Here is an 11304-nt window from a genome sequence, read left to right as displayed (position 1 = left end):
GCACACAGACGACGACACAAACCACCCCCGACCTTTGTCACCCCCGCTCCGTAGACTGGGCCCCGTGAGCGAGCTCCCTCCAGACCACAACGCCGACGACCAGCCCGACCCCCTCGACTCCTTCGACGAGATCATCGCGGAGGAGACCGACCGCGATCCCGACCTCGCGGTCATCGAAGCCGGCAGCCGAACCCTCCGCACCCAGGGCGGTCCCCCGGACGCGGACATCCCCGCCCGCCCCGCCGACCCCGAGGTCGACAAGGCCCTGCGCGAGGTCGAGGCCGAGCTGGCCACCCGCTGGGGCGAGACCAAGCTGGAGCCGTCCGTCAGCCGTATCGCCGCGCTGATGGACGTGCTGGGAGAGCCGCAGCGGTCGTACCCGTCCATCCACATCACGGGCACCAACGGCAAGACCTCCACCGCCCGCATGATCGAGGCCCTGCTCGGCGCCTTCGAGCTGCGGACCGGCCGCTACACCTCGCCGCACGTGCAGTCGATCACCGAGCGCATCAGCCTGGACGGCGCCCCCATCTCCGCCGAGCGGTTCATCGAGACGTACCAGGACATCAAGCCGTACGTCGAGATGGTCGACGTGTCGCAGGAGTACCGGCTGTCCTTCTTCGAGGTGCTCACCGGCATGGCCTACGCGGCCTTCGCCGACGCCCCCGCGGACGTCGCCGTCGTCGAGGTCGGCATGGGCGGGTCCTGGGACGCCACGAACGTGATCGACGGTGACGTCGCCGTCGTCACGCCGATAGACCTCGACCACACCGACCGGCTCGGCGGCACGCACACCGAGATCGCCACGGAGAAGGCCGGCATCATCAAGCAGGGTGCGACGGTCATCATGGCGCAGCAGCCGGTCGACGCGGCCCAGGTGCTGCTGAAGAAGGCCGTCGAGGTGGACGCGACCGTGGCCCGGGAGGGGCTGGAGTTCGGTGTCGTGGACCGGCAGGTGGCCGTCGGCGGCCAGCTGGTGACGCTGCGCGGGCTCGGCGGCGAGTACCCCGAGGTGTACCTGCCGCTGCACGGCGCGCACCAGGCGCACAACGCGGCCGTCGCGCTCGCCGCCGTCGAGGCGTTCTTCGGGGTCGGCGCCCAGCGGGCCGAGCAGCTGGATCTGGACACGATCCGCAAGGCGTTCGCGGCGGTCGCCTCGCCCGGGCGGCTCGAGGTCGTGCGGCGCTCACCGACCGTCGTGCTGGACGCCGCCCACAACCCGGCGGGCGCCCGGGCGGCGGCCGCCGCGATCGGGGAGGCCTTCCAGTTCAGCCGCCTCATCGGCGTGGTCGGCGCGAGCGGCGACAAGAACGTGAGGGAGCTGCTGGAGGCCTTCGAGCCGGTCTTCGCGGAGATCGTGGTCACGCAGAACTCGACCCACCGCGCGATGGACGCCGACGAGCTGGCCGGTATCGCCGTCGAGGTGTTCGGCGAGGAGCGGGTCCAGGTCGAGCCGCGGCTGCCGGACGCCCTGGAGGCCGCGATCACCCTGGCCGAGGAGGAGGGCGAGTTCGCGGGCGGCGGTGTGCTCGTCACCGGCTCCGTCATCACCGTCGGCGAGGCCCGACTGCTCCTGGGGAGGGGCTGAGATCCCGTGCGTACCCTCTGTTCCTCGACCCTGATCGGCGAGTTCTTCATCATCGGCTTCGCCGGGCTGGTCGCCATGAAGGACCCCGACCTGTCCATGACCACGGTGTGGACGGTCAGCGGTGTCGCGATGTTCCTGTGCCTGGTCCTGTGCGGCCTGGTGACGCGTCCCGGCGGGGTCGTGCTCGGCTGGGCGTTGCAGCTCGGGCTCATCGCCTCGGGCTTCGTCGTGCCCATGATGTTCTTCCTCGGCGCGGTCTTCGCGGCCCTGTGGTGGGCGTCCGTGCACTACGGGCGGAAGGTCGACGCCGCGAAGGCGAGATTCGCGGCGGCCGAGGCCGGTTCCTCCACACCTGACGCTGCGTAACAGGTGCCCCGACACGCCGGGTAACCTCGTCTCACCGCACAACCGCACAACCTTGACGCATAAGGAGCCCCGTCGTGACCCAGCGCACCCTCGTCCTGCTCAAGCCCGACGCCGTCCGGCGCGGACTGACCGGCGAGATCATCAGCCGCATCGAGCGCAAGGCGGGCTGGACGATCACCGCGCTGGAACTGCGCACCCTGGACCAGGACACGCTGGAGCAGCACTACGGCGAGCACAAGGGCAAGCCCTTCTACGAGCCGCTGGTGGAGTTCATGGCCTCCGGCCCGGTCGTGGCGCTGATCGTCGAGGGTGAGCGGGTCATCGAGGGGCTGCGCGCGCTCGCCGGCCCGACCGACCCGATCGCCGCTGCCCCCGGATCCATCCGCGGCGACTACGGCGTGATCGTCCGGGAGAACCTGATCCACGCCTCCGACTCGGAGGACTCCGCGGAGCGCGAAGTGAAGATCTTCTTCCCGGGTCGCGCGTAAAGCGCGAAGGGCGAGCAAAGTCTGGGGGCGCCGCTCCCAGACTTTTCTGGCATATGCGTGCCGATCGAGGGAACGATCGCCCCCGAACGCCCGTCTCCACAAGCGAACCCGCGCAGCATCTGCTGACATTGGCGGAGACCCTCCCGCAGTGTTCGCGAAGGCGCGTCTACGATGGAAGCCTTCACGTCACAGCACCCACCTTTGCCTACCTGAAAAGCCCTCAAAAGCTCCTGGGAAGGCCAGACGAATCCTGATGGGGAACTCAATGTCGTTCATCGGCCGTGACATGGCTGTCGACCTCGGGACCGCCAACACGCTGGTGTACGTCAGGGGTCGTGGGATCGTACTCAACGAGCCGTCCGTAGTCGCGATCAACACCAACACCGGTGGCATCCTCGCGGTCGGCGCCGAAGCGAAGAAGATGATCGGGCGCACGCCCGGCAACATCGTTGCCGTACGTCCACTGAAGGACGGCGTGATCGCCGACTTCGAGATCACCGAGCGGATGCTCCGCTACTTCATCCTGAAGATCCACAAGCGGCGGTATCTGGCTCGTCCGCGGGTCGTCGTCTGCGTGCCCTCGGGCATCACGGGCGTCGAGCGCCGCGCCGTCATCGAGGCGTCGTCCCAGGCCGGCGCCCGCCAGGTGCACATCATCGAGGAGCCCATGGCCGCGGCCATCGGCTCCGGCCTGCCGGTCCACGAGGCCACGGGCAACATGGTGGTCGACATCGGCGGCGGCACCACGGAGGTCGCGGTCATCTCCCTCGGCGGCATCGTCACCGCCCAGTCCATCCGTGTCGCGGGCGACGAACTGGACAACGCGATCATCCAGCACATCAAGAAGGAGTACTCCCTGCTGCTGGGTGAGCGCACGGCCGAACAGATCAAGATCACGATCGGTTCGGCGTACGACCTCGACTCCGACGAGCACACCGAAATCCGCGGCCGGGACCTGGTCTCCGGGCTGCCGAAGACCGTCGTCATCTCCGCGGCGGAAGTCCGCAAGGCGATCGAGGAACCGGTCAACGCGATCGTCGACGCCGTCAAGACGACCCTCGACAAGTGTCCGCCGGAGCTGTCCGGCGACATCATGGACCGGGGAATCGTGCTGACCGGCGGCGGGGCGCTGCTGCGGGGCCTGGACGAGCGGCTGCGCCGGGAGACCGGTATGCCGATCCACATCGCCGAGGATCCCCTGGACAGCGTGGCGCTCGGTTCCGGAAAGTGCGTCGAGGAGTTCGAGGCGCTCCAGCAGGTGCTGGACGCTCAGCCGCGCAGATGACGTAACTCTTCGATTCCGCCGTACGGGACGATCTCCTCTCGTACGGCGGATCGTTGATATAGAGGCATAAGCTCCCACAAAGCAGCCCCTCGGGTTTCCCTGGGGCTTCCCGAATTCCTATGAGGAAGGGCACGGCCGCCGCACGTGAGGGACACACGAGAGAGCCGGCTGCTCCTGGTGCTGCTGATCGCCATCGCGTTCGCGTTGATCACGGTGGACATCCGCGGCGGGGAGGATTCGCCCGTGGACGGCGCCCGGCAGGCCGCGGCGACGGTCTTCGGCCCGATCGAGAGCGGTGTGTCGGCCGGGGTCGACCCGATCGGCAACGCGGTCTCCGCCGTCCGTGATTCCGGCGCGCGGCACGACCGGCTCAAGCTGCTGGAGGAGGAGAACGCGGCCCTGAAGGCCCGGCTCGGCAGCGACGACCGCAGCCGCAGCCGCCTCAAGCAGCTCGACAAGATGCTGAAGACGGCCGGCCGGGGCCAGTACGGCATCAAGGGCGCCGAGGTCATCGCCATAGGGGCGGCGCAGGGATTCTCCTGGACCATCACCATCGACGTCGGCGCGCGCGACGGCATCAAGCGCGACATGACCGTCCTGAACGGGGACGGGCTCGTCGGCCGGGTCACCACCGTCGGGCCCGACACCGCCACGGTCCTGCTCGCCAGCGACCCCGACTTCACGGTCGGCACCCGGATGGAGTCCAGCGACGAACTCGGCTTCGCCTCCGGGCAGGGCGACCGCCCGCTGCGCGTGGAACTCCTCAACGGCAAGGCGGAGGTCAAGAAGGGCGACCGCCTGGTCACCTTCGGCTCGCAGGCCGACCGGCCGTTCGTGCCCGGCGTGCCCGTCGGCGTCGTCTCCCGTGTCGACCCCTCCGGCGGGGGCCTGACCCGCACGCTGTACGTCACGCCGTACGCCGGGTTCACCAAGCTCGACATCGTCGGTGTCGTCGTCGAGGCCCCGAAGAAGGACCCGCGCGACACGGTGCTCCCGCCCAAGCCCAAGCCGACCCCCAGGCCGACGGTGACGGTGACCGTGACCCCGTCGGCCGAGGCATCCGCAGACGGCCAGAACCAGCCAGAGCAGTAGGAGCTGTCACCTCATGCGCGTCAACCGGATCCTGCTCTCCTCCGTCCTGGTCGTCGTCGCCCTGGTGATCCAGGTGAGCGTCCTCGCCCGCCTTCACCTGCCCGGCGCCGTGCCCGACCTGATGCTGCTCACCGTCCTCGGACTCGCCCTGGTGTACGGGCACGTCGGCGGCGCCCTCGTCGGCTTCGGCGCGGGGCTGCTCGCCGACCTGGCCCCGCCGGCGGACCACGCGGCCGGGCGCTATGCCCTCGTGCTGTGCGTCATCGGCTACCTCGCGGGCCTGGTGAAGCCCGAGACGGGCCGGCTGAAGTCCGCGACCGGCCCCATGGTCGTGGTGGTCGCCGCCGCCGTCGGCTCCACCCTGCTGTACGCCGGGGTCGGCGCCCTCGTCGGTGACACCGCCGCCCGCCACGTGGGCCTGGGCAGCCTGCTGTTCACGGCCGCCCTGTACGACCTGCTGCTCGCCCCGTTCGTCGTGCCCGGGGTGATGGCACTGGCCCGGCGCGCCGAGAACGATCCGCTCGCCGAGTCCGGTTCCGCCGCCACGGCCACCGACATCTCCTCCGGCTGGCTCTCCGGCGGCACCGGCCTGAAGATCGGCAGCCAGCGGAACGGACTGCGGGTGAAGGCGGCCCGCGCACGCATGGCGCGCGCCGGGCGCATCAAGGGGGTCAAGCGGCTGTGAACGGTCGAGCGGCGGTGACGGGACAAGCGGCTGTGCACACCGAGGACTTCAGCCCGTCATCACAGAGTCGTAGGCGTACGGAGAGGGGGAGGCAGCAGCAGTGACCAACATTCCCGAGACCGGCCGGAGCACACGGGTCCAGATCCGGCTCGTCGTCATCCAGGTGCTCGTCCTCTCCCTCCTGCTCACCCTCGGCGGACGCCTGTGGTACCTCCAGATCCGTGAGGGCGCGGCCTACGCCAAGGAGGCCTCCGGCAACCACGTCCAGCAGGTCGTCCAGCCGGCCGTCCGCGGCTCCATCCTGGACGCGCGGGGCGTGGCCCTCGCCGACAACGAGACCCGGCTGGTCGTCTCCGCCTCCCGCACCGACCTGCTGAAGATGAAGGACGACGGCAAGGACGTCCTGACCAAGCTCGCCGGCGTGCTGGGCATGACCCCCGCGGAGGTCATGGCGAAGGTCCGGCTGTGCGACGCCAAGACGCCCCAGCCCTGCTGGAACGGCTCGCCGTACCAGCCCATCCCCATCACCGACGAGGCCACCGCCAAGCAGGCCCTCCAGATCCGCGAGCGCGCCGAGGACTTCCCCGGCATCACCGCCGAGCCGCAGGCCGTGCGCCGCTACCCGAGCCCGGGCAAGGCCAACACCGCCCAGGTCCTCGGCTACCTCTCGCCGGTCACCGACGAGGAGATCAAGCAGGCGCAGGACACCAACTCGCCGTACCTGCGCTCCGACCAGGTGGGCCGCTCGGGCATCGAGCGCCAGTACGACAAGCAGCTGCGCGGCAAGGCCGGCGTCACCCGCTACGAGGTCGACAACCTCGGCCGCGTCATCGGCCAGGCCGAGGCCGACCCCGCCCACCCGGGCGACAACCTCGTCACCAGCATCGACGCCCGCGTCCAGCGGATCGCCGAGTACCAGCTGAACGAGGCCATGAAGGAGGCCCGCAAGCAGCACGACCGGAACACCGGCACCAACTACAAGGCCGACTCCGGTGCCGTCGTGGTGATGGAGGCCAAGACCGGCCGCGTCGTCGCCATGGCGTCCAACCCGGACTACGACCCGAACGCCTGGGTCGGCGGCATCTCCGCGAAGGACTACGCCCGGCTCACCGGCAAGAGCTCCAACTACCCGCTGCTCAACCGCGCGATCCAGGGCCAGTCGGCGCCCGGCTCGATCTTCAAGGTCGTCCCGACGGCCGCCGCGATCAACGCCGGCTACTCCTTCGACGGCCCCTACGAGTGCTCCAGCTCGTACAACCTCGGCGGCCAGGTCTTCAAGAACTTCGAGTCCAAGGGGTACGGCCCGATCAGCCTCGGCCGCGCCCTGGAGGTCTCCTGCGACACCGTCTTCTACCGGCTCTCCCACGAGGAGTGGAAGCGCGACGGCGGCGCCAAGCCGAAGAAGAAGCCCCACGACTGGTTCTACAAGACCGCCCACCAGTTCGGCCTCGGCAAGGAAACCGGCATCGACCTGCCCAACGAGGTCACCGGCCGCGTCCCCGACCGCCAGTGGAAGCTGAACTACTGGAAGGCCAACAAGGACGCCTGGTGCCGCACCGGCAAGCGCAACGGCAGCTACGCCGAGAAGATCGCCTACGAGAACTGCCTCGAAGGCAACCGCATGCGCGCCGGTGACTCCGTCAACTACTCCATCGGCCAGGGCGACACGCTCGTGACGCCCATCCAGATGGCCACCATCTACGGCGCCATCTCCAACGGCGGCACGCTGTACGACCCCTCCATCGGCAAGGCCGTCATCAGCGCCGACGGCAGGACCATCACCCCGATCAAGCCCAAGTCGCACGGCAAGCTGCCGATGACGCGGACGACGCGCGACCGCATAGACGAAGCCCTCGCGGGAGTCGCCACCCGCGGTACGGCCGCCTGGCGCTTCGGCGGCTGGCCGCAGGACAAGATCCCGATGCACGCCAAGACGGGTACGGCCGAGGTCTACGGCAAGCAGACGACCTCCTGGTTCGCCACGTACACCAAGGACTACACGGTCGTCATGACGATCTCCCAGGGTGGTACGGGCTCCGGCGCCTCGGGCCCCGCCGTCCGCAACATCTACAACGCGCTGTACGGCGTCTCCGAGGACGGCAAGATCAACTCGAAGAAGGCCCTGCTGCCCACCCCCGAGAAGGCCCTGCCCAAGGTCAAGACGGACGGCACCATCGCCACCCCGAAGATCGCCAAGGACCCGGCCAAGGACCCGCAGGCGAAGAAGAAGGACCCGAACGCCCCGGCCGACCCGCTCCAGCCGGCGACCTCGGCCCCGCCGTCCCCCGAGAACCGTGACACCCGAAGGCGCCGGCGCCGGCGGGGAAGCCGGAGGTTGCCGACATGACCGGCGGTGTGAACAGCTTCCAGGTCTCGGGCTACGGCCCCGAGCGCTCCGGCTGGAACCGGCTCCTCGCCCGCGACTCGGTGGCGCGGCGGCTCGACTGGCCGATCCTGCTGTCGGCGATGGCCCTGTCGCTGCTCGGCACGCTCCTCGTCTACTCGGCGACCCGCAACCGCACGGAGCTCAACCAGGGCGACCAGTACTACTTCCTCATCCGGCACCTGCTCAACACCGGCATCGGCCTCGCCCTGATGGTCGGCACCATCTGGCTCGGCCACCGCGGCCTGCGCACCGCCGTGCCGTTCCTGTACGGCGTCTCGGTCCTGCTGATCCTGCTGGTGCTCACCCCGCTCGGCTCCACGATCAACGGCGCCCACTCGTGGATCAAGCTCCCCGGCGGCTTCTCCCTCCAGCCCTCCGAGTTCGTGAAGGTCACGATCATCCTGGGCATGGCGATGCTGCTCTCGGCCCGCGTCGACGCCGGAGACCGGCAGTACCCCGACCACCGCACGGTGCTGCAAGCCCTGGGCCTGGCCGCCGTGCCCATGCTCATCGTGATGCTCATGCCCGACCTCGGGTCGGTCATGGTCATGGTCATCATCGTGCTCGGTGTGCTGCTCGCCTCCGGCTCCTCCAACAGGTGGGTGTTCGGGCTGCTCGGCGCGGGCGCGGCCGGCGCGATCGCCGTCTGGCAGCTCGGAGTGCTCGACGAGTACCAGATCAACCGCTTCGCCGCCTTCGCCAACCCCGAACTCGACCCGGCCGGCGTCGGCTACAACACCAACCAGGCCCGTATCGCCATCGGCTCCGGCGGACTGACCGGCTCCGGCCTCTTCCACGGCTCGCAGACCACCGGCCAGTTCGTGCCCGAGCAGCAGACCGACTTCGTCTTCACCGTCGCGGGCGAGGAACTGGGCTTCCTCGGCGGCGGCCTGATCATCCTGCTGCTCGGCATCGTCCTGTGGCGGGCCTGCCGTATCGCCCGCGAGACCACCGACCTGTACGGCACGGTCGTAGCGGCCGGCATCGTCGCCTGGTTCGCCTTCCAGACGTTCGAGAACGTCGGCATGACACTCGGCATCATGCCCGTCACCGGCCTGCCACTGCCGTTCGTGTCGTACGGCGGCTCGTCGATGTTCGCCGTATGGATAGCGGTCGGCCTGCTGCAGTCGATCCGGGTACAGCGACCGATGTCGGCCTAGCGGCACAAACGGGGGAGTGAAATGTCCGAAGAGTATGTGGCCCTGTGCCCGGTGACCGAGGAACTGGTGAGTCACCTCCTCGCGATGGCGGAGCTGGACCTCACCGACGACGACGCCATCGAGTCGCGGATGCGCGAGGCAGGCTGGCCCGACTGGTCGCAGGCGGTGCGGGCATCCGCGTACGAGGACGCGCCCGACGTTCCCGAGGCCACCCACGTCACCCCACAGGGCCACTTCGTCACCTGCGACGGCGACGGCTCGCTCTACCTGCCCTTCGCCTACCTCTACTCGGTCGACGGCGGCCTGCTCGACGAGGACTGCTGGGGCCCCCTGCCCGGCTGGACCAGCCAGGAGGGCGCCTGGCGGCCCGAGTTCGACGCCCACTTCGCCACCGTCGCGCAGTACTTCACCGACCGGCTGGGCCTGCCCGACCACGACATCCGGCAGCCCAAGTACGACACCCGGTACGTCAGCTGGCGCCTGGAGCACAACGTGCTGATCGTCGGACAGGGCCCGGAGCCGCTGTCGTACCACCAGTTCGAGGACGCCCACGTGTACCTCGTCTCCCGGACGGCGAAGGACGCGCCGTTCCCGGACGGCGAGGAGATGCGGGCCCTGCTGACCACCTGAACCCGACGACCCTCTCGCGGCGCCCACCACTGCCCTCCCGGCCGGTCAGCCATTAGATTCATGGCATGGCGGAGACGAAACGCGAGGTCGAGCGCAAGTACGAGTCCGACGACAGCGGCCTTCCCGACCTGACCGGCGTCGCCGGTGTCGCGGACGTCCTCGACAAGGGCGTCACGGAACTGGACGCCACCTACTACGACACGGCCGACCTTCGCCTGGCAGCGGCATCGATCACCCTGCGCCGCCGCACCGGCGGCTCCGACGCCGGCTGGCACCTCAAGCTGCCGGTCGCCCCCGGCGTCCGGGACGAGATCCAGGCCCCCCTCTCCGACACGGTCCCGGACGAGATCGCGGCGCTGGTCCGCTCCCGCGTCCGCACCGGGCAGATCGTGGCCGTCGTCCGGCTGCGCTCCCGACGGGACGTACGCGAACTCCTCGACCACGGCGGGCGGCCGCTCGCCGAGACGAGCGTGGACGCCGTACGGGCGGAGCGGCTCCACGGCGGCGAGGGCACCGCCGAGTGGACCGAGATCGAGGTCGAACTCGCCGACGGGGGAGACCCCGCCTTCCTCGACAAGGTGGACAAGCGGCTGCGCAAGGCGGGCGTACGGCCGTCCGCCTCGCCCTCCAAGCTGGCGCGCGCCCTCGCCGAGACGGCACCGCCGAAACAGCGCGCGACCGCCGCAGGAGAGCCCGTGCCCGCCGGAAAGCCCGTGACCGCCGGAGACCATGTGCTCGCGTACCTGCGCGCCCAGCGCGACGCGATCGTCGAGCTCGACCCGGCCGTCCGCCGCGACGCCGAGGACTCCGTGCACAGCATGCGCGTGGCCACCCGCCGGCTGCGCAGCACCTTCAAGTCCTTCGGCAAGGTCCTCGACCGGGCCGTCACCGACCCGGTCGGCGACGAGCTGAAGTGGCTGGCCGGCGAGCTGGGCCGGGACCGGGACCGGGAGGTGCTCACCGAACGGCTCACCACGACCCTCGACGGGGTGCCCGCCGACCTGGTCCGCGGCCCGGTGTCCGAGCGGATCACCACCTGGTCCCGCGCCGAGCACGACGGGGCCCGCGGCCGGCTCCTCGGCGTCCTGGACTCCCGCCGCTACCTCGACCTGCTCGACACCCTCGACGCGCTGATCGCCGACCCGCCGCTGCGCAAGGCCGCCGGCAGGAAACCGCGCAAGGTGCTCGCCAAAGCCGTGAAGAAGGACGTCCGCAAGGTCGCCGGGCTGGTCCAGCGGGCACGGGAACTGGAGCCCGGCACCGACCGGGACGTCGCGATCCACAACGCCCGCAAGAAGACCAAGCGCACCCGCTACGCCGCGGAAGCCGGCGAACCGGCCCTCGGCAAACCCGCCAAGAACCTGGTCAAGACCATGAAGGGGCTGCAGAACCTGCTCGGCGACCACCAGGACAGCGTGATGGCCCGGCAGACCCTCCGCGAGCTGTCGGCCGTCGCCCACGCGGCGGGGCAGGACACCTTCACCTACGGCCTGCTCCACGAGCGCGAGGAGCAGCGGGCCCTGCGCGTGGAGGCCGAGCTGCCCGCGTTCTGGGACGGCATCAAGGACGCCACGGCGGGCCTGTAGATCTTCCGGCGTACGGGGGCACCCCGCGGTCGCGTTAG

General features: G+C 70.0%; 10 protein-coding genes. All 10 read left to right on the top strand.

The genetic code is table 11. The features are described from left to right. The first annotated feature begins 64 nt into the window (after positions 1–64). On the top strand, positions 65–1588 hold the full coding sequence (gene folC, locus ABEA82_RS02665; RefSeq protein WP_345659686.1) for a bifunctional tetrahydrofolate synthase/dihydrofolate synthase: 1524 nt from the start codon (positions 65–67) through the stop codon (positions 1586–1588). Between the two features lie 6 nt (positions 1589–1594). Next, on the top strand, positions 1595–1954 hold the full coding sequence (locus tag ABEA82_RS02660; protein WP_345659685.1) for a DUF4233 domain-containing protein: 360 nt from the start codon (positions 1595–1597) through the stop codon (positions 1952–1954). Positions 1955–2028: 74 nt separating this feature from the next. Then, positions 2029–2442: a nucleoside-diphosphate kinase gene (gene ndk / locus ABEA82_RS02655; protein WP_345659684.1), complete on the top strand. Its 414-nt coding sequence runs from the start codon at positions 2029–2031 to the stop codon at positions 2440–2442. Positions 2443–2707: 265 nt separating this feature from the next. Then, positions 2708–3727, top strand: a complete 1020-nt coding sequence (locus tag ABEA82_RS02650; RefSeq protein ID WP_004001297.1) for a rod shape-determining protein — start codon at positions 2708–2710, stop codon at positions 3725–3727. 144 nt (positions 3728–3871) lie between these two features. Next, a complete protein-coding gene (gene mreC / locus ABEA82_RS02645; protein ID WP_345659683.1) occupies positions 3872–4819 on the top strand; it encodes a rod shape-determining protein MreC in 948 nt (315 codons plus the stop codon). Positions 4820–4832: 13 nt separating this feature from the next. Then, positions 4833–5504, top strand: coding sequence for a rod shape-determining protein MreD (mreD, locus tag ABEA82_RS02640; protein ID WP_345659682.1), 672 nt, complete (start codon positions 4833–4835; stop codon positions 5502–5504). 100 nt (positions 5505–5604) lie between these two features. After that, positions 5605–7851 carry a penicillin-binding protein 2 gene (gene mrdA / locus ABEA82_RS02635; RefSeq protein WP_345659681.1) on the top strand — a complete coding sequence of 749 codons (2247 nt, stop codon included), beginning with the start codon at positions 5605–5607 and terminating at the stop codon, positions 7849–7851. Continuing rightward, entirely contained in the window at positions 7848–9050 is a 1203-nt protein-coding gene (rodA, locus tag ABEA82_RS02630) for a rod shape-determining protein RodA (protein ID WP_345659680.1), read from the top strand. The genes mrdA and rodA overlap by 4 nt, the downstream gene beginning before the upstream one ends. Before the next feature lie 21 nt (positions 9051–9071). Further along, positions 9072–9680 carry a hypothetical protein gene (locus tag ABEA82_RS02625; protein WP_345659679.1) on the top strand — a complete coding sequence of 203 codons (609 nt, stop codon included), beginning with the start codon at positions 9072–9074 and terminating at the stop codon, positions 9678–9680. A gap of 65 nt (positions 9681–9745) precedes the next feature. Further along, positions 9746–11266 carry a CYTH and CHAD domain-containing protein gene (locus tag ABEA82_RS02620; protein ID WP_345659678.1) on the top strand — a complete coding sequence of 507 codons (1521 nt, stop codon included), beginning with the start codon at positions 9746–9748 and terminating at the stop codon, positions 11264–11266. Positions 11267–11304: the final 38 nt, after the last annotated feature.

The organism is Streptomyces venetus (assembly GCF_039540295.1).
Classification (GTDB): Bacteria; Actinomycetota; Actinomycetes; order Streptomycetales; family Streptomycetaceae; genus Streptomyces; species Streptomyces venetus.
The sequence above is the reverse complement of the archived record's forward strand: the minus strand, read 5'-3'. Positions and strand labels throughout refer to the sequence as shown.

Coding starts and splice junctions, on each gene's coding strand:
- ABEA82_RS02650 (WP_004001297.1), top strand. CDS start 2,708: ATGTCGTTCATCGGCCGTGACATGGCTGTCGACCTCGGGACCGCCAAC.
- mreD (WP_345659682.1), top strand. CDS start 4,833: ATGCGCGTCAACCGGATCCTGCTCTCCTCCGTCCTGGTCGTCGTCGCC.
- rodA (WP_345659680.1), top strand. CDS start 7,848: ATGACCGGCGGTGTGAACAGCTTCCAGGTCTCGGGCTACGGCCCCGAG.
- ABEA82_RS02625 (WP_345659679.1), top strand. CDS start 9,072: ATGTCCGAAGAGTATGTGGCCCTGTGCCCGGTGACCGAGGAACTGGTG.
- ABEA82_RS02620 (WP_345659678.1), top strand. CDS start 9,746: ATGGCGGAGACGAAACGCGAGGTCGAGCGCAAGTACGAGTCCGACGAC.